The sequence below is a fragment of the Duganella sp. GW821-FHT07F09 genome (assembly GCF_059418705.1).
Window position 1 is genome coordinate 146,714 of record NZ_JBWKQJ010000005.1, and the last position, 24,303, is coordinate 171,016.

The window sequence follows — 24,303 nt, forward strand, 5'->3', positions numbered from 1 at the left end:
GCGCCTGGCTGCGGCGGGGCTAGCCGGCGGCAAGGGCGGGCTGTTCGACGATGGCCAACAGCCGTGCCGGGTCGACCGGCTTGATCAGGTGGATGTCGAAGCCGGCGTCGTTGCTGCGGGCGATGTCCGCCGGTTGGCCGTAGCCGGTCTGGGCAATCAGTCGGCAAGTGTTGTGGCCGAGGATGGTTTGTAGCTGCCGGGCCAACACATGCCCGCTCATGCCCGGCAGTCCGATATCCAGGATGGCGACGTCGGGACGGAAGTTTTCCACCCGCGACAGCGCCTGTTCCGGGGAAAAACAGATTTCCACCGCATGTCCGCGCACGGTCAGCAGGGCGCCGATGGTCTCGGCCGCGTCGAAATTGTCGTCGACGACGAGGATGTTGAGTGGCCGGTCGGCGGTGGCGCCGGCTGGACGCGCAGGAGTCGGCGCTTGCCGCGCCATCGTGTCGGAAGCGGGCAAATCCAGGGTGAACTCGCTGCCGAGCCCGGTTCCCGCGCTAAAGGCGGAGACCGTGCCACCGTGCAGCTGCACCAGCCGCCGCACCAGCGACAGGCCGATGCCCAGCCCGCCATCGGCCCGGTCGATGCCGCGCTGTCCCTGATAGAACAGATCGAAAACGTGTTGTTGTTCGGCCGCCGTCATGCCGCGTCCGTTGTCGGCGACGCCGATTCGTATGCGCCCGTCATGGCGACGGGCGCACAGGCGTATCTCGCCGCCGTTCGGGGTGTAGCGGGCGGCGTTGGTCAACAGGTTCGCCAGCGCCTGGGCCAGCCTGACGGGATCGGCCTTCAACACCAGGCCCGGTTCGGCGTCAACGCTCAGGCGGTGATCGCGCCCGCGGATGTCGGCGCTGGCCAGCTCGACCGCTTTCTCGATGATACGGTCGATGTCGATATGTTCCGGCTTCAACACGATCTTGTCTTGTGTGACGCGGGCGACATCGAGCAGGTCGTCGACCAGCCGCACCAGGTGGTCGACCTGGCGCTTGACCAGGCTGCGCTCCTTGCTGGTGGAGGCGTCGCCGCGCCGCTCCATCAATTCGAGCGCCATGACGATGGGCGCCAGCGGGTTGCGCAGTTCGTGGCCGAGCATCGCCAGGAACTCGTCCTTGTTGCGGTTGGTCGCCGTCAGCTCCTCGACCAGCTGTTGGCGTTCGTCGTGCGCCTTTTTCAGCACCTGGCGCGAGCGCACGTGTTCGGTGATGTCGACCACCACGGCGATGATGCTTTCGACCTTGTTGTCGGCGCCAAGCAGCGGTTCGAGGCTGAGTTTGAAATAGCGTTCGCCGCCGGACCGGGCGCCCTCGCGCAGGCATATTTCATCCGTCGAGAAGGCGACGCCGCTGTCGCGGACTTGTTGCAGCAGCTGATGGAACCTGCCGCCTACAAACTCCGGAAACGCCATGGCGTAGCTCAGGTCCTGCAAGTCGTCCCGTCCCATCAACTCCAGGTAGCGGCGGTTGACCAGGTCATGGCGAAACCCGGGACCCGCCAGCAGCGCGGCGGCCACCGGCGCCTGCAACAGCATCTGATCGCGTTGCCTGAGCGCCACGTCCCGTTCATGGCGCTCGCTGGCGTCGCGGGTGAAGCAGCGCGTGTAGCGCAGATGGCCTTCCTCGAAGCAGCCGTTCGAACTGATCATCACGTGCTTGATCGCGCCGTCCTTGCAGCGCAGCCGGGCCGGCTCGTCGTGCAATGTCAGGCCCCGCAGCAGCCGGTCGAGGATGCGGGCGATCACCGGCGCGTCGACATGGAACAGGGCGATGTGCTGGCCGACGTATTCCTCCCAGCGGTAGCCCAGCATATCGAGCTCGGCCTTGTTGGCCCACAGGATGATGCCGTCGCGCCCGACGCGGTGGATGCCCTCGGCCGCGTTGTCGAGGAAGTCGGCCAAGTCGTTGGCGCGGGCGGCGGCCGTCAGCTCCGCCTGCTTGCGCCGTTCGACCTCGACATCGAGCGCGAGCGCCTTGCGTTCCAGTTCCAGCACCCGTAGCGACGCGGTCGAGGAGGTGTCCACTTTCAGCGGATGCTGGTCCGAGCAGGCGTGCGCGTGGGCGCGGCAGACCTGGCCGAAGGCGTCGGCCAGCTCGACGGTGGGGAACAGGTCCCATTGATAGGCGCAAAACAAGGAGAATTCGACGGTGCGCGCCAGGTCGTTCCACAGTTTTTCCAGTTCGATGGCGGCGTTGTAAAGGCCCTGGGCGCACAGCAGGGAGACCATTTCGCCGTAGGCGAGGACCTGGCCGGACTGCCGGGCGGCTGCGCGGACCAGGTCGCCGACGACGGCGTCGAACAGGACGGGATCGGGCCGGTCGTTGACCATGAAGCGGCGCAGCGTCGCGGCGGCGTCGAGCGCGATCAGCCGGCCCGCCGGGAAGGGGCCGGTGCCCTCCAGCAGGGCTTGCACGGTTCGCAGCCGTTCCGGGGTGCCGATGATAATGGCGGTGCCCCCATCCCGCGCCTGGTCCAGGTACGCCGCCACCTCCGCGCTCAATGTCGCCTCGTCGTCCGAGAACCGGACGAAATGGTGGGGGTGGGGATGGCTATCCATGGAGTTGCCTGCGACCTTATAACTGAATGGTTGTAATTTACCATTGTATAGATGGGGCGCCGCGTCTGGTTGAAAGTTGGCGGACGGTGTCGCGGCGGGCGGCGGTGCTATGCGGTCGCCGCCGCCTTCCCGGCCTTTTCACGCCGGCGGCGCGTGGTGACGTTTTCCCGGTTCACGCCCCAGCTGTCGGTATCGACTTCGTCGATGATGACGAAGGTGGTGGCCGGATCTTTGTCCAGGACGCGCGACAGCAGATCGGTGGCGCCCTCGATCAGCGCCAGTTTCTGGGCCGGCGTGGCGCCTTCCCTGGTGATGCGGATATTTACGAATGGCATGGCGGATTCCTTTTTAGTGGGCTGTGGAGCGTGGATTACCAGGTGCCGGCGGTCGAGCCGCCGTCCACCACCATCACGGTGCCGGTGGTGAAGGAGGAGTTGGTCAGGTAGAGCACGGCATCCACGACATCGCGCGTGGTGCCGATCGCCCCGTTGGGCGCCAGCGTCTTGAGAAAGGCTTGCGTGCCCGCATCCTTGCTGTGCAGCGGCGTATCGATGCTGCCCGGCGCCACCGCGTTCACACGCACGTTCGACGCCGCCAGCTCGATCGCCAGGGCACGGGTGGCGTGGTTCAGGCCACCTTTGATCAGCACCGGCAGCAGCGCCGGCACCTTGACATTGGGTTGCATCGCGATGCTAGCCGTGATGGTGATGATATGGCCGTCGCGGTTGGCGCTCATGTGCCCGGCCGCCGCCTGCGACGGATAGAAGAAACCGTTCAGGTTGGTGCTGACGATGGCGTCGACGTCGGCCTGCGTGTAATCGGCCACTGGTTTTGCCAGGAAGATGCCGGCGTTGTTGATCAGGACATCGACCTTGCCGAAGGCGGCGATGGCCTGCTCGAACAGGGCGGTGGCGGTCGCGGGCAGCGCGATGTCGCCGGCGACCGGCAGGAAATTGTCCGGATTGCCCAGTTTGTCGGCGGCCAGTTGCAGCCGTTCGATGGTGCGCGCGTTGCCCACGACGTTGTAGCCGAGTTCCAGATAGGCTTCGGCCAGCGCGAAGCCGATGCCGCTCGACGCGCCGGTGATGATGACAGTCTTGTTCGATTTCATGGTCTTACTCCAATCCTAAGTAGTTGAGATGGTGCCGTCGACAGTGTGTTGCGGCGGCATGTGACCAATATACTTGTGCCAGGTGAGGCCATAAATGGCTCTGGAGGAAGATAACTTAATACATGATGTAATATATGATTCCGATACGAAACCGCCGATCACATCTAAAACACGTAGGGCGGATTAGCGAAGCGTAATCCGCCAAGCTCCGTCGTCGGCTCATGCCGATACCGCGCTCCGCCCAAAGAGAATGCACCGTAATTTGGCGTCAAGGACCCACGATGAAACGCAACTTCGACGACATGCAACTCGGCAGCATCGATCTATTCTGTCAAGCGGCGGAACTGAGCAGTTTTACGGCCGCAGCCAACGCCGCGGGCGTCACTCCGGCGGCGGTCAGCAGATCGATCGCGCGGCTGGAGGAGCGGCTGGGCGTGCGGCTATTCGTCCGCACCACGCGGCAGATCCGTCTGACGGAGGGAGGCCTGCGCTACTACAAGCAATGCCGCGAGGCACTGTCGCAATTGCTCGAAGCGGAGCGCGAGGTGACCGGCGAGCAGATCGCGCCGGCCGGCTCGCTACGCATCAGCGTGCCGACGCCGTACGGGCATTACCGGTTGCTGCCATTGCTGCCACGCTTCCGCGCGCTGTACCCGAACGTCAAGATCGAAGTCCACCTCAGCAACCGCAATATCGATTTTTCCGAAGAGAGTTTCGACATGGCGATACGCGGCCGCGATCCTGCCGATTCGTCGCTCATTGCGCGCAAACTGGAGGATGCGGAACTGGTGCTGGTCGCGGCGCCGTCGTATCTCAAGCGCATGGGAACACCCGTGTCCATCGAGGCGCTGCAAGCGCACGAGTGCATCCAGTTCGACTTGCCAAGCACTGGGCGCAAGATACCGTGGCCTTTCATGGTCGACGGCGAACGGATCGATGTGGTGACGACCGGCGGCTATACCTGCGCCGGGGACGTGTTGGGTATCGTCACCTTGGCGCGCAGCGGCGCCGGCATCGTGCAGACCTACCGCTACATCGTCGAACGCGATCTGGCCGACGGCACGCTGGTGGAGTTGTTGCCGCAGCACGGCGGCACGTCGCGGCCGTTCATTCTGCTGTACCCCCATGCCCGCCATCTATCGCTGCGGGTGCGCAGCTTCGTCGATTTCCTCGCGCAGCAACTTGGACGACGCCGTGACTAGTCGAAAGGCTGCCACCGGTAAACGCAAGTGAAAAGATATCATTCGCATCCATTAATAATGGCAGTCGTGGCTTTGGTTTCATCGCGCCGGCTGATCCGCGCACCACACCATTAAGCTGGGCGCTTTCCTCCCGACTTTGGAGGCGGTGGGCTAGGTGCCTGTGCACACTGTCGCCGCTACCGGCCTGAACAACGATGCAGGTGAGCGCACACGGGACGCTGCGTGACAGTCACCACCGGGCAGGCCTTGCACGTCGCGGTCAGGTGCGCATATCGGGGCGCAACTTCCTGGGGAATCTCTAGCGCCAAGCCGCTATATCAAGGGGCGACTACGCGCGCGGCGACGCCGCCGCCGTCTACCGGCGTTTCGCCCAGGTCGGCGGGGTCGAGCGACGGCCCGTCTATCCGCAAATGTTCGAACCACTTGGCGCGGTGGTCAAGCAACGACGCCAGTCCTGCCTTGGGCCGCTGTGAAACGAATTCTGTTGCCGGCTACCGCTTAAACTGTATATACTTGGTATATGAGCTACGCATTTGTATTTTCCCATACTGACAACCGCCCTATGTACCAGCAGATTATGGAGCAGGTTACGCAGCGCATCACCGTGGGCGATTGGCCGCCTGGCTCGCCGCTTCCATCGGTACGCGAACTCGCCGCCGACATAAAGGTCAGCGTAATCACCGTCAAACGGGCCTACCTGGAGCTGGCGCGCGACGGCGTCATAGTCACCCAGCAGGGCAAGGGCAGCTGGGTCAGCGAAGCGCTCGACCTGAAGCGGGTACAAAGGGAAGAGTTGAAACAACATTTGGTACATGCGGCAAGGCTGGCCAGGTCGCTTGGGATACGGGAAGAGAAAGTGCTGCAAATGTTGCAGCAATTCATGGAGTGATAAGGAGAACGGTCGTGGATCAGCCTCTGGCAATCGAGTGTCGTGGTATCACCAAGGAGTATTCGAATTTCCGCTTGCATGGCGTGGACCTGGTGCTCGAGCAGGGTTGCGTGATGGGACTTGTCGGGCCCAATGGCGCGGGCAAATCGACGGTCATGCGGCTCGTCATGGGCCTGCTGCAACCGGATAGCGGAACGATCCGGGTACTGGGCCATGCCATGCCCCATCAGCAGATCGCCGCCAAGCGCGACATCGGCTTCGTCGCCGAGGATATGCGGCTGTACGAGAGTGAAACCATCGCCTTCCACATGCAGTTCGTCCGCTCGATCTACGATTCCTGGGACGAAGGCCATGCGCAGGCGCTGCTGCGCCGTTTTGATCTGAGTTCCGGCCAGAAGGTCAAGGGTTTATCGCATGGGCAGCGCGTCAAGGCCACGTTGCTCCTGGCGCTGGCGCGCCGCCCACGCCTACTCGTTTTCGACGAGCCGACGACCGGGTTGGACCCGTCCGTGCGCAGGGAAGTACTGGACGAGATGATGAACGCGCTGGCCGACGAGACGCGATCGATCCTGTTTTCGTCACATAATACCCACGACGTTGAACAGATCGCCGACGCCATTACCTTTCTGTACGGCGGCCGCGTCGTCGAATCGCTCGACAAGGAAGCCTTCCTCGACAGTTGGCGGCGCCTGCGACTCACCGGCGCCCAGGAAGCACGCCTGCCCGAGCTGTCGAATACCAGGGAAGTGCACCGTAACGGCAGCATCGCGGCCGTCATCGTCGACCGCTACGACGAGTCGATTCCCGCGCGGTTTGCCCAGGCGGGCTTCACGGTCAATGGCGTCGAGCGCCTGAACCTCGAGGAAATCTTCCTCGGCATCGTCACCAGCGCAAAAGCGCAAGCAACGACAGGAGTCCAGGCATGAGCCGGTCGATCGTTCGCCAGCTAATCAGGAAAGACATCCACATCATGCGCGGCCCTATCGCTGGACACGTCGTGGTGGCGCTTGCCGCCATCGCGGTGCTAGCGGCGCTGGTCGGGCGGATCCCGCACTGGGTCATTTTGAATCTAGGCCTGATCCTCGTGGTGGGGCCTGCAGTCACCTGCGGGATTGTTTTGCTGATGAAGACCAACGTGTTCGAGAAGGAGAAGTCGACCCAGTCGTTCATCCTCAGCCTTCCTTTGACAGTCCGCGAGTTCACCTGCGCCAAGTTGCTCGCGAACCTGCTCGTCTTCACCCCGTTCTGGGCAGTGGCCAGTGGCGCCGGCTTTTATTTCGCTTTCGGGCTGGGATTGCTTCCGCATGGCGCCGTTCCCTTCCTTACGATCTTGTTCGCCGGCGTGTTCGTCGCCTACATCTGCATCCTCGGCGTAAGCCTTGCCTTCCAGTCGCTCGGCGTCACGGTGTTGGCGATCACGCTGTTCGAGATGGCGACATCCGGCTACCTATGGGTGATTGTGTTTCTGGAACCGATCCGCCGGCATGTACTCGGTCCTGCCGCAGTCTGGAACGAGACCGCCGTTGCGATCGTCGGCGCCCAAGTCCTTGTTACGATTGCGGCACTGACGCTCACGGTGTTCGTGCAGGGGAGAAAGCGCGATTTCATATGAGCGGAACGATGCCCGCTATCTTGTCACGGGTGTTGTCACGCCGGCGTGTCGTGCTGTTTGCGGTGCTTGCGATAAGCGGCTGCTTCATTCCATGGGAAGTCGGGTACGCCTACCTCAAGCCGTTGCCTGCGACAGTCGGGCAAGCCGTCAAGGACGCGCCAAGCCAAAATATGGACGGGATCATCGTCTATGTCGACCAGGCAGGACACGAGCCCACGCTATACGCGGCCGGGTGGCGTGACAAGCGCGCCGGACTGCCCGCGGATCCGGAGGCACTCTTCAAAATCGCCAGCATCAGCAAACTGTACATCGCAGCGGCGACGGCCAAGCTGGTGCAAGCCGGACGGTTGTCGCTCGACGACACGCTCGCCAGCCGGCTGCCCGCCCTTGCCACGCGTATCGCGAACGCCGACCGTATCATCGTCAGGATGCTACTGCGGCACCGCAGTGGGATCCCGGATTTTATCGCTGTACGCGGGTTCGACTGGAGCAAGGCGCAGGACAGCGCATTGCAACTGGCGCTGGTTGCGCACCGTCCGGCCGAATTCGAGCCTGACCGGCGGCATCGCTATTCGAATACGAACTACCTGCTCGTCGGCGCCATACTCGATGCGGTCCTGCGTTACAGCCACCGCGATTACATCCAGGCGTCAATCGTTGCACCGCTGGGACTTACGCACACTTATGGACGGCTCGCGGACGCTGACCTGGATAAGCTTGTTAGCGGACGCGCGATCGGCTACGAGGGCGAACTGAAAACGCTCGACTATGGCGTGCCGGGAGGATCGATGGTCGCGACGGCGAAGGACGTCGGCGTGTTCCTCCGCGCACTCGTTGACGGAACGCTGCTCGGGCGCGAAGAGCAGGCGATCTATGCATCGGTGGCCGCGTACGATCACACAGGCCTGCTTCCAGGCTATCAGAGTATCGCCCGTTACCACCAGGACCTGGACGTTGTGGTCGTCCAGTTCGTCAATACGAGCGGTGGCAACACCTGGATGAATTCAGAAGCGATCTATAGCCGCATCCTTCGAATCTTACGGAAGCGGACGGCATCCAGCGCACAAGAAACGCCTTGACACAGGCTTGCGTTGGAGGAGGTTGAGTGAATTTAACCGCCTCGACCGAATAAGCTCAAAATTCGTACTTCACGCGCAGCCCCAAGTAGCGCTGCGAGTTGCGCGGCAGTGTTTGCGTCATCACGTGCGCGCCCCGATAAAAGTTGAAGTTGTCGCCGATGAAGGTCGCATAGCTTTTGTCGAACAGGTTGTTGACATACAAGGTGACCTTGAAGCCGCGCGCGGCGTCGTTCAGCGCGATGCTGCCGTTGACGACGCCATAGCTTTTCTGCACCGTCAGTGGATTGTTGCCCAGGTCGAAGTTGACCGCCGACTGGTGCTGGTAGTTGAGGTTGGCGACGCCGTTGTAACTGTCGAACAGCGGGAAGTTGTAGGTCGCGCCGAGCCCGATCTTGAGCTTCGGCGCGTTGGCCAAGCGTTTGCCGGCAAGGTCCTGCACCGACGCGGTGCCCATTTGCCGGCAGCCCTCGGCCAGCGTCTGGCCCGGATAGCAGTTCGCCAGCGCGAATTCCTTGACGATGGCGTCGACCCAGGCGAGCGAGCCTTCCAGCAGCAGCGTGTTGATCGGCTTGCCGGCCAGTTCCAGTTCCACGCCGCGCGTGCGCAGCGCGCCGACGTTCATGACGGCGTTTTGCGTCAGGTTGGTGACCGGATCGATGCGGTTGGACTGTGCCTGGAAATCGTCGTAATCGGTGTGGAAGGCGGTGGCGTTGACTTGCAGCCGGTTTTGCAGGAAGCGGCTTTTCAGGCCGATCTCGTAAGCCTTCGACGTTTCCGGCGCGACCGGCAGCCGTACCCGCGATTGGTCGAAGCCGGTGGAGATGTCGTAGCCCGCGCCCTTGTAGCCGGTGGCGTAGGAGCCATACACCATCACGTTCCTGGCCACGTCGTGTTGCAGCGCCAGCTTGCCGGTGACGACGCTGTCGGTGTTCTTGCCGGTGAAGCGCGTCGGCGTGGCCGGTATGCGGTTGGTGAAGTCGACGTCGATGGTTTCGCGGTTGTAGCGCAAGCCGGCGTTGAGCCGCGTGGACGGCGTGAGCTTGTAGTCGGCCTGCGTGAAGGCGGCCAGCGTGCGGTTGCCGGCGTTGGCCTCCCAGCGCGCCGGCGACAAGGTCGGCGCGCGGGTGAAGGCGCGGTCGTTGTCCGAATCGGAGAAGTACAAGCCGCCGAGATAGTTGAAGCGGCCGTCGCCGTTGGACGTGAGGCGTAGCTCCTGCGTCAGCATCTTCGAGCGGTAGGGCCCGCCTTGCGTGACGCCGCCGTGGCTGGCGCCGCGCGTGAGCGCGCCAACCAGATCGGTTTCGCTGCCATCGTAGTCGGCGAGGAATTCATATTTCCAGTCCTGCCACGTGGTCACCGAGGTCAAGGTGTGCAGGTCGCGCTTCCAGCTCAGCGTGCCGCTGACGCTGGCGTTGCGGTTGTCCGCGTAGCCTGGGTCGTCCATGCGCACATCGCGGTTCTCCGGTCCCGGCGTCACACCGGAAAGGGCCGGGGCCAGCGGCGCCACGTTCTGCTGGCTGGCGCCCGGAGGCACCGCGCGCAGCGTGGTCACCGGCCCCTCGACCCGGCGGGTGTTGTAGTCGGCGATGAGTTTGCCTTCCAGTCCGTCCGCGCCCTTGAAGTCCAGCCGCGCGCGCATCCCCTTGGCGCGGTCGCCGTTGAGGTCGGTACCGTGGGTCAGGTTGCGGATCTCGCCGTCGCGCTGCGCCGTGTAGGCGTTCAGGCGGAAGCCGAGGCGCTCGCCCAGTGGACCGGAGACGCCGGCGTCGATCCGCCGCTCGTGGTCGCTGGTGACGGCGATCTGCCCGTGCCCCTCGAGTAGCTCGGCCGACGGCTTGGTGACGACGTTGATGACGCCGGCCGACGAGTTTTTGCCGAACAGCGTGCCCTGCGGCCCCCGCAGCACCTCGATGCGCTCGATATCGCTCAGGTTGGAGAACGCCTGTGCCTGCTGGATGACGGGTACGTCGTCGACGATGACGGACACCGCCGACTCGATGCCGATGCTGTAGGCGAAGGTGCCGATGCCGCGCAGCGCGATGGTGCTGTTGTTCGGATTCTGATTCAAGGTCATCGACGGCGCGACCCGGGTCAGGTCGCTGAAGTCGACGATTTGCTGGTTTTCGATGGCGCGCGCGTCGACCGTGTTGACCGCGACCGGCACGTCCTGCATCGACTGGGGGCGTTTTTGCGCGGTGACCACTACGCTTTGCAAGCCCGTTTCGGCTTGCGCCGGGGCCGTCTGCGCCAGCGCCGGCAGAGGGCAGCACGTGCTGAAGACCGCCGTCGCGACTGCCCGGGCGATGGGTTTTAGCAGCGGCAACGCCGCCGGGTATGCAGCTGATTTCATGTCATCTCCTGATTTATTATGTTCTGATGTTCTAATATATCAGTGTGAAAGACGCGAAATTGCTCAATCGGATGACTGGATTGGATAGGTGACTTGCATGTTGTCATGAACACGTCACGCTTCAGAAATAGACTTGGCGCTCCACTATTTCTTGAGCACGAGTCACATGAGCGAACAAGGCAACAGTAAATCCCCGGTCACCACCAAATCGGGCGTCGCACCAAGGCCGCAGCGCCGCACCTTGCTGAAAATGGGGTTGGCCTCGGCGTCGGGCCTGTCCGTCGGCGGCTTGCTGGCGGGTTGCGGCGGCGGCAATGGCGAGGTCGGCAACACCGGCAACGGCGGTGGCACCACCCCCGTTGTCGTTCCGCCGAGCACGCTGATCTCCAGCTTCGCCCTGGCCGTTTTGCCGGACACGCAGTTCTATTCGCGCTACGCGACTTCGTCTGAAAGCAATCAATACCAGCGCCACTACGGCAACGAGCCGTTCGCCGCGCAGACCAACTGGGTGGCGCGCAACGCCGCCGCGCTGAACATCCCGTTCCTGATCCACCTGGGCGACGTGGTCGACCAGGTCGGCAAGCCGGAGCAGTGGAAGGTGGCCGATAGCGCCATGCAAGTGCTGGAAGTGAACAAAGTGCCGTACTCCATCCTGGCCGGCAACCACGACGTCGTGAACGACCTGGACTACGCCGGCGACCAGACCAAGGGCACCGACACCCAGCGCGTACTGGCCAACGAGCCGTACCTGCAATGGTTCGGCACCCGCCGCGCGCAGCGCCAGGCCACTTTTGGCGGGCGCGACAGCACCGGCTTCCACGAGTACCACATCTTCACCGCGCAGGAACAAAAGTTCATGGTGCTGTCGCTGTCGTGGCGCATTTCCGACGCCGGCATCGCCTGGGCGCGCAAGGTCATGGCCGACAATCCGACCTTGCCGGTGATCCTGGTCAACCACCAGTTGCTCAACATCGCGGCCGACGCGCTCAGCCCGCTGGAGACCGACTACGGAAAGATGCTGTGGGAAAAACTGATCCGCGACAACGATCAGATCTTCATGACCCTGAACGGCCATCATCACGGCGCCGCGCGTCTGACCAAGACCAACAACTTCGGCAATGCGGTCGAGGAAATGGTGGTCGACTACCAGATGGACTACCAGGGCGGCAACGGTTTGATGCGCCTGTACGAATTCGACCTGACCAACAACCAGATCAAGGTGCTGTCGTTCTCGCCGTGGGTGCCGATGAAGCCGGCCGACACGCTCAACGCCTTCGACCGCGCCGTGCTCACCGAGCCGAACGAGGCGTTCACCATCAACATCAACTTCGCCAAGCGCTTCGCGCGCTTCAACGCCACCTTCGGCACCGGCAAGGCGACGGTGGCGTCGTCGCTGGTCGACCAGGCCAAGGCGCTGGTCCTCAAGGGCTACACGGAACCGGCGGTTGTCGTACCGGTCGCGCCGAAGGACGCGGACGATTATCCGAAAGTGGCATCGACCGTGGCGCACTGGCGCTTCTACGGCGGCGCCGAGGGCGCGGCGGTGGCCCCGGGCACGCGCATCGCCGACGTCACCGGCGCCAATCCGCTGACGCGAGACGCGCTCAACAAGGGCGGCATCGTCGGCGCCGAAGCGGGCGATATCGTCTGGAGCAGCGACCGTCACCGCCTGTCGTCGGCGCCGGGTTCGGTCAGCTTCATCAACACCGACAAGAACACGCCGCGCCTGAGTTATTTCGTCACCGACCCGGCGGCCGCGATCAACGCCCAAACCTTCGCCAAGACCGGTTACACGATCGAAGCCTTCGTCAAGATCAACCAGGCGTGGGACAAGTCCAAGCACGCGTGGATGAATATCATGACGCGCGACGGCAAACGCGGCGACCTGGCCGGCTTCGACGGCGGCGATCCGGAATCGCCGCCGCTGCTGTTCGCCATCTCCAGCCTGCGCGAGGTGCAGTGGGAAGTGGTGCCGGACGTGGTGGGCGCGCGTGGCGGCCTGGCCAGCTGGTCGGGCGAGATCATCGCCGGCACGTGGGTGCACATCGCCATCGTCAACGACCCGGTCACGCACGACACGGTGATGTACGTGGAAGGCGCGCCGGTGCTGCGCAACAGCAGCAACGTGGTCGGCCTGGCGACGTTGTCGGCGACGTCGCAATGGGTGGTGGGCGGCGGCTCGTGGGATGGGGCGCGCGCCGACGGCTTCTTCGGCAACATCGGCGAGGTGAGGGTGGCGGCTGCGGCGCTGCCGGCCGCGCAGTGGCTGACCGCGCGGCGTTGATTAGGTAAACTAAATGATGTTCTAAACCACGTAGGGCGGATTAGCGAAGCGTAATCCGCCATGCACGCGCCGTCGGCGGCTCATAAATGGCGGATTACGGCGTTCCGCCTAATCCGCCCTACGTGTTTTCTCACAAATCCGCCAATGTGGCGCGCGTGTGCGCGGCCTGTGCGCGCAACGCCTTCAGCGCCGGCGCGTCCATGCGCTTGATCTGCTGATACACCATGTTAAGCCGGTGGTTCTTTCCCAGCGAATCCCGATTACGCTCGAAAAAATCCCAGTACATCGCGTTGTAGGGACAAGCCCTGTCGCCAACACGCGCCTTCTTATCGTAGTGACAGCCCTTGCAATAGTCGCTCATGCGATCTATGTACGCCGCGCTCGATACATACGGCTTGGTAGCCAGCAAACCGCCGTCGGCATACTGACTCATGCCCAAAGTATTCGGCAATTCCACCCACTCGAAGGCGTCGATGTAAACGCCCAGGTACCACTGATGCAGTTCGTATGGCGACAGCCCCGCCAACAGCGAGAAATTCCCGATCACCATCAACCGGTTGATATGGTGGCTATGCGCATGCTCCAGCGACTGGCCGATCGCGGCCGCCATGCAGCGCATGCGCGTCTCGCCCGACCAGAACCAGTGCGGCAGCGGCGTCGTATGATTAAAGGCGTTGAGCTGGTCGTAGCCGGGCATGCGGTGCCAGTAAACACCGCGCACGTATTCTCGCCAGCCCAGTATCTGACGTATATAGCCCTCGGCCGACGCCAGCGGCACTGCGCCGTCCCGCCACGCAGCCTCGACCCGCCCGACCACGGTGCGCGGATCGAGCATCTTGCTGTTCATCGCGAACGACAGCAGCGAATGGAACAGGCGCCAAGCCTTGAAGCTCATCGCGTCCTGGAACTGGCCGAAATGCGGCAGGGCGTGTTTGACGAAGCGATCGAGCTGTTCCAGCGCCTCGTCCCGATTCAGCGGCCAGCCGAAATCGTCGGCGTTCGGCTGGCCGAAGCTGCTGGCTCCGGATGCTTGTATCGTGTTCCATAGTTCGCTGTGGTCGTGGCGGCCGCGCGGATCCCCCGGCTCCCATGGCATGCCTTTCCAGGCTTCGCGGTTGTCGTGGTCGAAGTTCCACTGGCCGCCGGCTGGCTTGCCGGTCTCCGACACCAGCACCTCGTGGCGCAGGCGCATGTGGCGATAGAAGCGCTCCATCAGCCAGTTGTCGTGGCCTTCGAACAGCGCTGCCGCCTCGTCGCGGTCGGTGTAGAAATGCTCGGTGTCGTCCATCGACGATGGGATGGACAGGCCGGCGGCGTAGTCGGTCAACTGGCGGTCCAGCCGGTACTCGTCCGGCGCTTGCCAGCGGAAGGCCGCGGCGTCGTAGTGCGCGATCAGGCGATCGAGGTTGGCGGGGAGGGATTGACGGTTGTCCGGATCGTCGATGGCCAGGTAGTGGACGCGGTGGCCGTCTTCCCGCAGCCGTCGCGCCAGATCGCGCATGGCCGCGAAGATGGCGATGATCTTTTGTGCGTGGTGCAGCACGTAGTCGGTTTCCTGACGCACTTCCATCATGACAAAGACCACGTCATTGCGCGTTTCGGCGAACCAGCTGTGCTGGCAGTTGAGTTGATCGCCCAGGATGAGCTTGAGTGTGGGTTTGCTGGTGCGGTTCATGCGGACACCTTAGAGGAAGAAAAATCCTCCGTCCAGCGTGCGCATTGCGATCCGGCCGCAAAAATGGTTCAATGGCGGTTCAACCAGTTTTGACGAGGGTGATGATGGATGCGGTGACAACAAAGCCGGCGCCGATGCGGCGCTTGAGTCCTCAAAAACTCAGACTGAGCAAGTGGACGGCGGTCACGCCGCGCAACAAGGAAAAGCATTTCATGGTGGTGGAGCTGGTCGAGCCGGCGCAGGAGGGCGGGGCGGTGGAAGAGATTGTGCTGGAGGCGGTATATTCGCGCCGCCGGCAAACAATGCCGTGGCGGGTGCTGGCCGATGGCGCCAATTGGCGCCAGGGCTGGTGTTAAGTTGAATGGCGAACAGTTCTAAAACACGTAGGGCGGATTAGCGGGCGAGGCCCGCCAATCCGCCCCGGGGGCCCACCGAAGGAGGCGGCCTACCTGCCGGTAGGCCTTAAGAGGCGGAACGCCGTAATCGGCCAGCGATGCGCCGTCGGCGGCTCGCCGATGGCCGATTACGCTGCGCTAATCCGCCCTACGTGTTTCCGCAGTGAGCATGGGCCGCAGGCCGCCCTTTAAGCGCGGCCCAGCACCGCCGCCGCCGCCATCAGCTCATCGATCAACGCCAGCGAGCTTTTCCCCGACAGCGAGTGCGGGTCGAACTCCGCCGTCGCCGAGTAGCGCAGCAACGTGCCCGGGTTGAGCTTGTTCAAATTGGTCTGCCCCATGGTCCAGCCGGAGTAGCGGCGTTCGCAGATTTCCTCGTAGTGCAAAAGCACCACGTCGGTATGGCGCGTGTCGCGCAAAATCTTCCCGTACAGGCGGTTGACCTGGTCGCGCCCGCCCTCGATCACCTGCAGGTAGGCGCGCTCGCTGTGGCATAGCACGCCGGTGATGCCGTGTTTGGGATTGTAGGCATGCGAGTGCTGCATGATGGCCGTGACCGCGCCCGTTTGGGTGTCGGCGGCCGCGCGGCTGGCGTACAAAAGTCGGACGAGCATTCGTATTCTCCGTGATATCAGCGTTTGATCAGCGACAGGAATTCGCGCCGCAGGGCCGGGTCCTTGAGGAAGGAGCCGTGCATGACGCTATTGATCATGCGCGCATCCATGTCCTTGACGCCGCGCCACTGCATGCAAAAGTGGTCCGCCTCCATGATAACGGCCAGGCCGTCAGGCTGCATTTTCTCCTGCAGCAGATCGGCCAATTGAACCACCGCCTCTTCCTGGATCTGCGGCCGGCTCATGATCCAGCTGGCCAGGCGCGCATACTTGGACAGGCCGATCAGATTCGAGTGCTGGTTCGGCATCACGCCGATCCAGACCTTGCCGATCACCGGGCACAGATGGTGCGAGCAGGCGCTGCGCACCGTGATCGGGCCGATGATCATCAACTCGTTCAGGTTGGCGGCGTTGGGGAATTCGGTCACCGGCGGCATGTCGACGTAGCGGCCGCCGAACACCTCGTTCATGTACATCTTGGCGACGCGGCGTGCCGTGTCCTGCGTGTTATGGTCGCTGACGGTGTCGATGACCAGGCTCTCCAGCACCTTCTGCATATGGCCGCTGACTTCGTCCAGCAGCTGGTCCAGCTCACCGGGTTCGATGTAGGCGGCGATATTGTCGTTGGCATGAAAGCGCGTGTTGCTGGCGATCAGGCGCGCGCGGATGCGCTCGGAGGCGGTGGTGGTGGCAGGGCGATATGCCGGAAGCTGCTCGGTGGTCATGCGGTAGTCCAATCAGAAATTCAAATAATGAGTACAACTGCGGGTGCGGTGGGGCTACTCCCTGCTACTGCCTGTCGGGCAGGGGCAGGCCTTCGGCGTACGCCAGTCGTTCCAGCGCCTGCTCCATCATCACGCGCGCGTGGCCGGCGCTGCGGCCCAGGTCCTCGTGCAGCGCGGCGTCGCTGGCGTTGCGATTTTGGCACTGGTAGCTGTAGCGCTCGAAGCTCGCCAGCATCATCAGTATATCCGCCAGATGACGCGGACACTCGCAATTGATGCTGGAAGAGGCCGACGACAGCGCCGCCAGCGCCTGGTCGTCGAGTCGGCGCGGCTGCGGCGCCGTGGCCGGACCTGGCGGCGGACGCGCCGCGCCGGTCAGCGCCGTGCTGCATAACACCGCCACTTCGGCGGCGTCCGACGGCGCGCGCGCCACCAGGCAGCCATGTTCGCGCAGGCGGCGCACGGTGGCGCTGTCGCAGAAGCGGTACAGCACCACCACGGTGCGTACCTGCATCGCGCGGCGCGCGGCCTGGATTTGCGGCAGCGCGTCGGCGCTCATCTCGGACGATTCGATCAGCAGCACGTCGGCCGACACCCCCGCCATGGCCTCGGCCGCGCCTTCGAGCTGGAAGCAGCTGGCGACGATGTCGAGTTCGGGCGAGGTGCGGATGGCGCCAAGGCGGCGCGCCAGCGCGGCGCCGGCGACGGCGATCTTCAGCGTCTGCGTGGCGGCGCCGGGAATGGATGGCGAGGGCGCGGCGCCGGCCAGCGCGATCAATTCATCGGCCGCCAGCCGGGCCACGGTGCCGATCGCGTGTCCCTGGTCGACCACGCGCTTCAGGAGGCCAAGCCGGCGGACCTGGTCGGCCGAGTACAGGCGCTGGCCGTGCGGCGAGCGGTCGACATCGGAGACGCCGTAGCGGCGCTCCCACACGCGCAGCGTTTCCACCGGCAGGCCCGCGAGGCGCGCGGCCACGCCGCTGCGATAGCCGGTGGGCTTCGATTCTGGTTTTGGTTCGGCTTTCGACATGTTGTTCCTCATTCATCTATTTTTCGCATTCTAGCAGTTTGCGGGTCATGGCGTCGTATGACCCGAAATTGAACCGCCGAAAGCCAGCCAAGCCTTCTGCCGCCGCATTGTTCTCTTTATACTTTGGACTTTATCTCGAAGGGACTCATCGCCATGCCTGAAACACGTCTTAATGTGGCGGTGGTCGGGGCCGGGTTGGCCGGGCTGTCGTGCGGACGGCATTTGCAGAACGCGGGTTGCCGCGTCACGCTGTTCGAGAAGGCGCGCGGTCCCGGCGGCCGCATGAGCACCCGGCGCGCCGACGGCTGGCAGTGCGACCACGGCGCCCAATACTTCACTGTGCGGGACAACGCCTTTCGCGAGGAGGTCGCGCGCTGGGAGGCGGCCGGCGTGGCCGCGCCGTGGGAGCCCAGGATCGCCGTCATCGGCGGCGGCAAGGCCGAGCCGGACGGTGTCGTGCGCTTTGTCGGCATGCCGCGCATGAGCGCTCCGGCCGCGTGGCTCGCCGGCGGCCTGCAGGTGCACAGCGGCGTCACCATCGATGATATGCGCCATGAGGCGGAAGGATGGCGCCTGCATTCGAAGGAGCAGGGCTTGCACGCCGAGCGTTACGACGCGCTGGTGCTCGCGGTGCCGGCGCCGCAGGCGGCCGTGCTGCTGGAGCCCTTGCTGCCATTGACGGCGATGCAGTCGAACGCCGTCGCCATGCTGCCCAGCTGGACCTTGATGCTGCGTCTCGCGCTGCCATACAAGCCGGGCTACGACGCGGCCTTCATCAAAGACGGGCCGCTGCGCTGGATCGCGCGCGACAGTTCAAAACCCGGCCGTGCCGGTAGCGAGGTGTGGGTGCTGCAGGCCAGCGCGGAGTGGAGCGCCGCCCACATCGAGGATGACGAGGCGGTTGTGACTGCGCTGCTGCTGGACGCCTTCGCGAAGCTTGGCGGACCCGCGCCGCTAGGTGTCACCGCGCACCGCTGGCGTTACGCCAAGGCCGGCACGGGGTCCTCGCGGCAGGCCGTGTGGCTGCCGGCGGTGCAGGTAGGCCTGTGCGGCGACTGGCTGGGCGGCGGCCGGGTGGAGGACGCTTGGCTGAGTGGCCTGGCGCTGGCCGCCAAGGTGTTGGCTAGAACTCCGTGCTTGCCGTGAGCGCGAAACTGCGCGGCGCCCCCAGTACCAGATAACCGGTGCCCTGCGAGCCGCCGGCCGAGGCCCAGTAGCTCTTGTCGGTCAGGTTGTCGACGCGCACGCGCAGCGTGTAGGTTCGGCCATCCAGATCGAGCTGGAAGCGCGCGCTGGCGTCGAGCCGGTTCCACGACGGCAGTTCCTGGGTGTTGGCCGCGTTGACCGCCTGCGACGCCGTGTGCAGCGCGCGCGCCGACAGGCTCAGGCCCGGCATGCCCGGCACATCCCAATCGACGCCGATATTGACCTGCGACTTGGGCACGCCGATGACGTCCTTGCCATCGGTCGCACCACCGGCAGTGCGCTCCTGTGTGGCGTCGAGCAGGGTCACGCCGCCCAACACGCGCAGTCCGCGCAGCGGCTCGCCGAAGGCCGAGAATTCCGCGCCACGGTTGCGCTGCTCGCCGTCGATGCCGAATACCCTGCTTGCCGGGTTCAGCACGCCCTGCGGCTGGGTGGTGGTGAACAGCGCGACATTGGCGCCGAAGCGGCCGCCGTCGTACTTCGCGCCCACTTCCTTCTGGCGCGATTTGTACGGCGCGAAAATCTGGCCGACGTTGACGGCGGTGGATCCGGCCACCGCGCCTTGCTGCAGACTCTCGATATAGTTCGCGTACAACGACACCTGTTTCGACGCCTTGTACACCAGCGCCGCGATCGGCGTGTTGGCGCTCTCGCTGTAATCGGCGTTCTGTTTACCCGTGTTGTAGGCGTAGCCGGTCTGCCTGATTCTTTGATGGCGCACGCCGACCGTCAGCAGCACTCTGTCGTCGAGGAAGCCCATGCTGTCGGCCGCCGCGCCGCTGGCCAGCTTGACCTTGTTGGTGGTGCGGGGATCGGACAGCGCGTTGCCGAAGGTGGTGAAGACCGGCAGGGCCATCACCGCCGGGTTGTACAGCGACGTCGCCTGGTAGGCCGATGTGGCGTAGGCGTTGCGCGAGTCCAGATCGAAGCCGGTCGCCGTCACCGCCAGCTTGTGGCTTACGGGGCCGGTGCGCAGCGCGGCGCGCAATCCCAGTTCGCCGGTGTGGATATGGTCTTCGCGGGCGTTGTCGAAGCGGCGCAGGTTGCCGGCGCCTGAACTCGAGGTCAGGTTCAGGGTGCTGGCCAGCCGATTGAGTTCATGGCCGCGCCGTCCGCCGAACGAGGCCCACGCCACCACGTCCCTGGCGACATCCCACTCGCCGCGCAGGGTGCCGAAGACATCGCGCTCGCTGGAGTAGTCCCAAGGCTGGCCGTAGTTGGCGCTGCCGTCCGGCGCCGCTGGAATGGGCAGTCCGGCGGCGACGTTGACGGCCGGCCGGGCGTTGCTTAGCTTGCTGTCCTGCCAACCCAGATCCGCCGACAGCCGGAAGCCGCGTCCGCGATAGTCGGCCCCCAGCGCGGCCAGTCGCAGCTCGCGGTGTTCGTCGTCGATGGCGGTGCCGCCTTTGCGCTGCACGGCGTTGAAACGCAGGCCGGCGCGGTTGTCGTCGCCGAAGCGGCGCGCGATGTCGGCCGCCAGGTGGGTTTGCCCGCCCGATTGCAGGCCGGCGCTGATTTCGGTCAGCGGCACGTTGGGCGCCCGCTTGGGCAGCAGGTTGATGGCGCCGCCGATGCCACCGCCGGACGGCGAAGCGCCGTTGAGGAAGGTGTTGGCGCCCCTGAACACTTCCACGCGTTCCAGCAGTTCGGCCGCGATGTACTGGCGCGGCAGCACGCCGTACAAGCCGTTGTAGGCCAGGTCGTCCGAAGCGACCGGAAAGCCGCGAATGATGTACATCTCCTGGTAATTGCCGAAACCGCGCGCCACCCGCACCGAGGGATCGCTTTGCAGCACGTCGGCCACGCTGCGCGCCTGCTGGTCCTGGATGAACTGCTGCGTGTAGTTGGTGCTGTTGAACGGCGTGTCCATGTTGTCCATGTTGCCGAGCAGGCCAACGCGCCCACCCCTGGCGACCTGCCCGCCGGCGAAGGCCTTCGACAGGCCGGCGGCCGAGGCGTCGGCGCTGGCGCTGATGACGACTGTTTGCAGTTCCGTTTCAGTTTGGGCCTGCGAGGGCAGGCAGTGGAGGGCGGTGAGGACGGCGACGGCGAGACGCTTGCGCGCGGGAAGACGAATCATGATGACCATGGCAAATGAGAATGAGAGTAATTATCATTTGGATGGGCGTGTTTGTACAGTCTCCCTAAAGGAATAGGCTTACTTCAGCGTCGCGATCACCGCCAGCAAACCATCGACATCGACCGGCTTGACGAAATAATGATCGAAGCCCGCGTCCCTGGCCAGCTCGCGGTCCTCGCGGCGTCCGTACCCGGTCACCGCCACCAGCGTGGCGTTGGTGGTCTGCGGCAGCTTGCGCAGCCCGCGCGCCAGGTCGTTGCCGCTGAGGTCAGGCAGACCGATGTCGAGCAGGCACAGTTGCGGCGCGACGGCCTGCGCGATCTCCAACCCCGCGTGCGCGGTATGGGCCAGGAAGACCTCGTGGCCGACGGTTTCCAGCAACAGCTGCAAGGTCTGCGCGGCGTCGATGTTATCGTCGACCACCAGCACGCGCAGCTTGGTTTGCGGCGCGGCCACCGGCTTGGCCGCCACCGGCGCCTGCGCGCCCGCCGTGCCGGGCAGCCTGATGGTGAAGGTGCTGCCTTTCTGGTCGCCGCCGCTGTCGACCACCACCGTGCCACCATGCAGTTCCACCAGCGTCTTGACCAGCGCCAGTCCCAGTCCCAGGCCGCCTTGCGAACGGTCGGAATTGCGGTCGGCCTGCGCGAACAGTTCGAACACGCGGCCACGCAATTCGTCCGACATGCCGATGCCGTTGTCGCTGATGACCATCTTGACTTCGCCCGCCTCGGCGCGTACCAGCAATCGGATAGCGCCGCCGGCCGGCGTGTATTTGGCCGCGTTGTTGAGCACATTGACCAGCACCTGCACCAGTCGTTTATGGTCGCCCATCACCTGCAACGGGGTCTCGGGCAGCACCAGGTCGAAGCGGTGCTGCTTGGCGCGCATCATCGGGTCGGCCTGTTCGATCGCGGCGGCGACGACGTCGGCCACGTTCAGCGGCACCCGCGTCAACGTCACCAGGCCGCGCGTCACGCGCGAGACGTCGAGCAGGTCGTCGACCAGCCGCGTCATGTGCGTGACCTGGCGCACGATGATGCCGGCGGTGCGTTCTACCGCCTGCGGGCTGGCGTTGCCGCTCTGGAGCAGCTGGGCCCCGGCGCTGATCGGCGCCAGCGGATTACGCAGTTCGTGCGCCAGCATCGCCAGGAATTCGTCCTTGCGCTGGTCGGCCTGGCGCAGCTGGGTCTCGGCCAGCAGGTGCTGCCGCTCTTTTTCCTGCAGCGCGGCCGCCATGGCGTCGAGCGCGCGCGCCAGTTCGCTGATCTCCTCGTTGCCGTAGGTGATGCCGCTGCGCGCGCCCAGCGTGCCTGACGCGATGCTGTTGGCGGTGGTGGCGAGCCGCTTGACCCGGCGCAGCACCAGCACGTCGCCGACGAACCATGCGGCCAGCAGCGCCAGGATCAGGGTGGCCGCCAACGCCAGCAGGTCGAGTTTCTGGTCGCGGCGGGCGACGGCGGTGATGTCGTCGGCGGGAATGCCGATCGTGACGGTGTAGTCGGACAGTCCGTTGTTGCCAACCCGGGCGAAGCGGTGCAGCCGTTCGACGCCGTCCGGGCCGGTCAGCAGCACGGGTTTTCCGGGCTCGCCGGCCATGGCCGCGCGCATCTCCGGCCACACCTGTTTGCCGTACCACTGCTCGGGGTGCGGCTTGCGGGCGATGATGTTGCCTTCGGAATCGGCGGTCATCAGCAGGGAGCCGGGCGGCAGCTGGATGTCGGCGACGAAGCGATCGAGCTTGGTCAGGTCCAGCGCGGCGAACAACACGGCCTGCACCTGCTGGCCCTCGTCGAGCAGCGGATAGGTGAGGTTGACGGTGTGCTTCTGGATCACCCGGCCGAAGACGTAGCCGCCGGCGACAAACCGGCGCAAGTGAACGGCGCGGCGGAAATGCGTGCGGTCGCCCAGATTGACCATGGTCTTGGACGGGACGGCGGTGCAGGTGACATCGCCGTTCAGCTGGATCAGGCCGAAGTTGGCGTAGTCCGGATTCTGCTTGTGGATGTTGGCCAGCAGGCCGCTGCAATGGGCCTGGTCGCCCATCAGATCGGGCACGCTGGCCAGGTCGCGCAGGATCTGGCGCGCGCTTTCGATCGATTGCGCCTCGTTGGCGGCGGCCAGGTTGGTCAGCTGCTGCAGGTTTTCCTCGGCCACGCGGATGGCGTGTTCGCGTTCGCGCACGCCGCTGACGATGGTCATCACCGCGATCGGCGCGATCGCCAGCGCCACCAGTAAAATCAGCCGGCTGCGCAGGCTATTGAGTTGGAAAAGGAGAAAGGCCACAGCGGGTCAGCGGGCGCGGTACAGTGCGTTGCCGAAGTCGACGATGGCCTTGACGCCGCGCCGCAGCGTGGCCACGTCGTCCGAGATATAGCCGATGCGGATGTAACCGGGCACGCCCAGCGCCTCGCCCGGCATCACCGCCACCGAGCGCTCGGCCAGCAGCCGCTCGGACAGCGCGTTGGTGTCCATCGTCAGCGGCGAGACGTCGGCCCACAGATATGGCCCGGAGGCCGGGCATCGCATCGTCAGCCACGGCAGGCCGGCGGTCAGGTCGAGCACCAGATCGCGGCGGGCGCGGTAGTCGGCCAGCATCGCGCGCGGTTCGCCCGATTCGAAGGCGGCGGCCAGCGCCAGTTGGATCAGCATCGGCGCGGCGGCGGTGATCGGGCCTTGCAGCGTTTCCATCGCCGACACGAGGCTGGCCGGCGCCACCGCGAAGCCGGCGCGCCAGCCCATCATGGCATAGCTTTGCGAGGCCGAAAACAGTGTGACGACGCCGATCTCGCGCCAGTCCGGGCGCGAGGCCAGGCTGATATGGGCGCCGTCGAAAATCAGCTTCTCGTAGCTCTCGTCGACGATGGCGTGGGTGCCGGTGCGTTTGAGCCAGGCGCCGATGCAGCCGATTTCGCCGGCCGTGAGCACGGCGCCGGTCGGGTTGTGCGGGTTGTTGATGATCAGGACCTTGGCCGGCGGCAGGCTGTCCATCAGTTCGGCGGTGATTACGACGGGCAGGTCGACCAGCACCGGTTCAAGTCCAAGCAGTTTGCTGGTCGCCACATAGGCCGGCCAGTGCGGCTTGAAGATGATCACGCGGTCGCCAGGATCGGCCATGACATATAAAGCCTGATACAGCGCCTGCTTGGCGCCGTTGGTGACGAGGATGTCGGCCGGGGTGGCGTCGATGCCATTTTCCTTGACGATCCTGGCGGCGAGCCGGGCGCGGATCGCCGCGTCGCCGACGACGGCGGTGTAGGCCAGCGACGGCTGGCGCAGGCCCGCGCGCGTCGCTTCGAGCACCGCCTCGGGCGCCTGGAAATGGGAGATGGCGATGGAAAAATCGATCACGTCCTCGCCGCGCGCCTTCATAGCGTCGACGCGGCCGTGCATGGCCGTGGTGGCCAAAGGCTTTGAACGCGCGATGCGTTGGGAAATTGCCATATTGATATCCCTAAGGCAAATGTTTCGATTAATTATTTTACTTCAGTTATACCAGC

The 24,303-nt window shown here is 64.6% G+C and carries 20 protein-coding genes; 8 read left to right on the forward strand and 12 right to left on the reverse strand.

All coding sequences use genetic code 11. The features are described from left to right. Positions 1–19: 19 nt before the first annotated feature. The 3 genes from AC07P1_RS15070 to AC07P1_RS15080 form a co-directional block, all read right to left on the reverse strand. The gene (locus AC07P1_RS15070) at positions 20–2,554 is read right to left on the reverse strand and encodes an ATP-binding protein (RefSeq protein ID WP_494696585.1); all 2,535 of its coding nucleotides are present in this window, start codon (positions 2,552–2,554) and stop codon (positions 20–22) included. A gap of 107 nt (positions 2,555–2,661) precedes the next feature. Continuing rightward, positions 2,662–2,889, reverse strand: a complete 228-nt coding sequence (locus tag AC07P1_RS15075) for a 2-hydroxymuconate tautomerase family protein (RefSeq protein WP_494696586.1) — start codon at positions 2,887–2,889, stop codon at positions 2,662–2,664. Between the two features lie 35 nt (positions 2,890–2,924). Then, positions 2,925–3,665, reverse strand: coding sequence for an SDR family NAD(P)-dependent oxidoreductase (locus AC07P1_RS15080; RefSeq protein ID WP_494696587.1), 741 nt, complete (start codon positions 3,663–3,665; stop codon positions 2,925–2,927). Between the two features lie 281 nt (positions 3,666–3,946). On the opposite strand from AC07P1_RS15080, the gene AC07P1_RS15085 reads away from it, so the two are divergent. Then, positions 3,947–4,867: a LysR family transcriptional regulator gene (locus tag AC07P1_RS15085; protein WP_494696588.1), complete on the forward strand. Its 921-nt coding sequence runs from the start codon at positions 3,947–3,949 to the stop codon at positions 4,865–4,867. 317 nt (positions 4,868–5,184) lie between these two features. Here the strand turns inward: AC07P1_RS15085 and AC07P1_RS15090 are convergent, their stop codons facing one another. Further along, positions 5,185–5,310 (reverse strand): hypothetical protein, encoded by a 126-nt coding sequence (locus tag AC07P1_RS15090; protein WP_494696589.1) that lies wholly within the window; start codon positions 5,308–5,310, stop codon positions 5,185–5,187. 119 nt (positions 5,311–5,429) lie between these two features. Between AC07P1_RS15090 and AC07P1_RS15095 the strand changes: the two genes are divergently transcribed. From AC07P1_RS15095 to AC07P1_RS15110, 4 genes are read left to right on the forward strand one after another with little or no spacing between them, the layout of a single operon-like run. Then, positions 5,430–5,756, forward strand: a complete 327-nt coding sequence (locus AC07P1_RS15095) for a GntR family transcriptional regulator (protein ID WP_494696590.1) — start codon at positions 5,430–5,432, stop codon at positions 5,754–5,756. 14 nt (positions 5,757–5,770) lie between these two features. Further along, complete coding sequence (locus AC07P1_RS15100; RefSeq protein WP_494696591.1) at positions 5,771–6,682, forward strand: ABC transporter ATP-binding protein; 912 nt, start codon at positions 5,771–5,773, stop codon at positions 6,680–6,682. Then, positions 6,679–7,368, forward strand: coding sequence for a hypothetical protein (locus AC07P1_RS15105; RefSeq protein ID WP_494696592.1), 690 nt, complete (start codon positions 6,679–6,681; stop codon positions 7,366–7,368). Before AC07P1_RS15100 ends, AC07P1_RS15105 begins: the two co-directional genes overlap by 4 nt. An 8-nt stretch (positions 7,369–7,376) precedes the next feature. Further along, entirely contained in the window at positions 7,377–8,447 is a 1,071-nt protein-coding gene (locus AC07P1_RS15110; RefSeq protein WP_494696593.1) for a serine hydrolase domain-containing protein, read from the forward strand. Positions 8,448–8,502: 55 nt separating this feature from the next. Here AC07P1_RS15110 and AC07P1_RS15115 read toward each other — a convergent pair whose 3' ends face one another. After that, positions 8,503–10,797 carry a TonB-dependent receptor gene (locus tag AC07P1_RS15115; protein WP_494696594.1) on the reverse strand — a complete coding sequence of 765 codons (2,295 nt, stop codon included), beginning with the start codon at positions 10,795–10,797 and terminating at the stop codon, positions 8,503–8,505. Between the two features lie 166 nt (positions 10,798–10,963). Here AC07P1_RS15115 and AC07P1_RS15120 point away from each other — a divergent pair, with 166 nt between their 5' ends. After that, on the forward strand, positions 10,964–13,081 hold the full coding sequence (locus tag AC07P1_RS15120) for a LamG-like jellyroll fold domain-containing protein (protein ID WP_494696595.1): 2,118 nt from the start codon (positions 10,964–10,966) through the stop codon (positions 13,079–13,081). A gap of 130 nt (positions 13,082–13,211) precedes the next feature. Here AC07P1_RS15120 and AC07P1_RS15125 read toward each other — a convergent pair whose 3' ends face one another. Next, complete coding sequence (locus tag AC07P1_RS15125) at positions 13,212–14,756, reverse strand: cryptochrome/photolyase family protein (protein ID WP_494696596.1); 1,545 nt, start codon at positions 14,754–14,756, stop codon at positions 13,212–13,214. A gap of 134 nt (positions 14,757–14,890) precedes the next feature. Here AC07P1_RS15125 and AC07P1_RS15130 point away from each other — a divergent pair, with 134 nt between their 5' ends. Next, complete coding sequence (locus AC07P1_RS15130) at positions 14,891–15,112, forward strand: TIGR02450 family Trp-rich protein (RefSeq protein WP_494696853.1); 222 nt, start codon at positions 14,891–14,893, stop codon at positions 15,110–15,112. 227 nt (positions 15,113–15,339) lie between these two features. Here the strand turns inward: AC07P1_RS15130 and AC07P1_RS15135 are convergent, their stop codons facing one another. From AC07P1_RS15135 to AC07P1_RS15145, 3 genes are all read right to left on the reverse strand, one after another. Next, complete coding sequence (locus AC07P1_RS15135; protein ID WP_494696597.1) at positions 15,340–15,765, reverse strand: BLUF domain-containing protein; 426 nt, start codon at positions 15,763–15,765, stop codon at positions 15,340–15,342. 17 nt (positions 15,766–15,782) lie between these two features. After that, positions 15,783–16,490, reverse strand: coding sequence for a GTP cyclohydrolase I (folE, locus tag AC07P1_RS15140; protein ID WP_090320107.1), 708 nt, complete (start codon positions 16,488–16,490; stop codon positions 15,783–15,785). Between the two features lie 64 nt (positions 16,491–16,554). Then, entirely contained in the window at positions 16,555–17,520 is a 966-nt protein-coding gene (locus AC07P1_RS15145) for a MerR family transcriptional regulator (RefSeq protein WP_494696598.1), read from the reverse strand. A 153-nt stretch (positions 17,521–17,673) separates the two neighbouring features. On the opposite strand from AC07P1_RS15145, the gene AC07P1_RS15150 reads away from it, so the two are divergent. Continuing rightward, a complete protein-coding gene (locus AC07P1_RS15150; protein ID WP_494696599.1) occupies positions 17,674–18,666 on the forward strand; it encodes an NAD(P)/FAD-dependent oxidoreductase in 993 nt (330 codons plus the stop codon). Here AC07P1_RS15150 and AC07P1_RS15155 read toward each other — a convergent pair. The 3 genes from AC07P1_RS15155 to AC07P1_RS15165 form a co-directional block, all read right to left on the reverse strand. Then, a complete protein-coding gene (locus AC07P1_RS15155) occupies positions 18,644–20,806 on the reverse strand; it encodes a TonB-dependent receptor (RefSeq protein WP_494696600.1) in 2,163 nt (720 codons plus the stop codon). The genes AC07P1_RS15150 and AC07P1_RS15155 overlap by 23 nt on opposite strands. A gap of 78 nt (positions 20,807–20,884) precedes the next feature. Next, on the reverse strand, positions 20,885–23,089 hold the full coding sequence (locus AC07P1_RS15160; protein WP_494696601.1) for a hybrid sensor histidine kinase/response regulator: 2,205 nt from the start codon (positions 23,087–23,089) through the stop codon (positions 20,885–20,887). Between the two features lie 6 nt (positions 23,090–23,095). Further along, a complete protein-coding gene (locus AC07P1_RS15165; protein WP_494696602.1) occupies positions 23,096–24,247 on the reverse strand; it encodes a pyridoxal phosphate-dependent aminotransferase in 1,152 nt (383 codons plus the stop codon). Positions 24,248–24,303: the final 56 nt, after the last annotated feature.

Coding starts and splice junctions, on each gene's coding strand:
- AC07P1_RS15070 (WP_494696585.1), bottom strand. CDS start 2,554: ATGGATAGCCATCCCCACCCCCACCATTTCGTCCGGTTCTCGGACGAC.
- AC07P1_RS15075 (WP_494696586.1), bottom strand. CDS start 2,889: ATGCCATTCGTAAATATCCGCATCACCAGGGAAGGCGCCACGCCGGCC.
- AC07P1_RS15080 (WP_494696587.1), bottom strand. CDS start 3,665: ATGAAATCGAACAAGACTGTCATCATCACCGGCGCGTCGAGCGGCATC.
- AC07P1_RS15085 (WP_494696588.1), top strand. CDS start 3,947: ATGAAACGCAACTTCGACGACATGCAACTCGGCAGCATCGATCTATTC.
- AC07P1_RS15095 (WP_494696590.1), top strand. CDS start 5,430: ATGTACCAGCAGATTATGGAGCAGGTTACGCAGCGCATCACCGTGGGC.
- AC07P1_RS15105 (WP_494696592.1), top strand. CDS start 6,679: ATGAGCCGGTCGATCGTTCGCCAGCTAATCAGGAAAGACATCCACATC.
- AC07P1_RS15110 (WP_494696593.1), top strand. CDS start 7,377: ATGCCCGCTATCTTGTCACGGGTGTTGTCACGCCGGCGTGTCGTGCTG.
- AC07P1_RS15115 (WP_494696594.1), bottom strand. CDS start 10,797: ATGAAATCAGCTGCATACCCGGCGGCGTTGCCGCTGCTAAAACCCATC.
- AC07P1_RS15120 (WP_494696595.1), top strand. CDS start 10,964: ATGAGCGAACAAGGCAACAGTAAATCCCCGGTCACCACCAAATCGGGC.
- AC07P1_RS15125 (WP_494696596.1), bottom strand. CDS start 14,756: ATGAACCGCACCAGCAAACCCACACTCAAGCTCATCCTGGGCGATCAA.
- AC07P1_RS15130 (WP_494696853.1), top strand. CDS start 14,891: ATGCGGCGCTTGAGTCCTCAAAAACTCAGACTGAGCAAGTGGACGGCG.
- AC07P1_RS15135 (WP_494696597.1), bottom strand. CDS start 15,765: ATGCTCGTCCGACTTTTGTACGCCAGCCGCGCGGCCGCCGACACCCAA.
- folE (WP_090320107.1), bottom strand. CDS start 16,490: ATGACCACCGAGCAGCTTCCGGCATATCGCCCTGCCACCACCACCGCC.
- AC07P1_RS15145 (WP_494696598.1), bottom strand. CDS start 17,520: ATGTCGAAAGCCGAACCAAAACCAGAATCGAAGCCCACCGGCTATCGC.
- AC07P1_RS15150 (WP_494696599.1), top strand. CDS start 17,674: ATGCCTGAAACACGTCTTAATGTGGCGGTGGTCGGGGCCGGGTTGGCC.
- AC07P1_RS15155 (WP_494696600.1), bottom strand. CDS start 20,806: ATGATTCGTCTTCCCGCGCGCAAGCGTCTCGCCGTCGCCGTCCTCACC.
- AC07P1_RS15165 (WP_494696602.1), bottom strand. CDS start 24,247: ATGGCAATTTCCCAACGCATCGCGCGTTCAAAGCCTTTGGCCACCACG.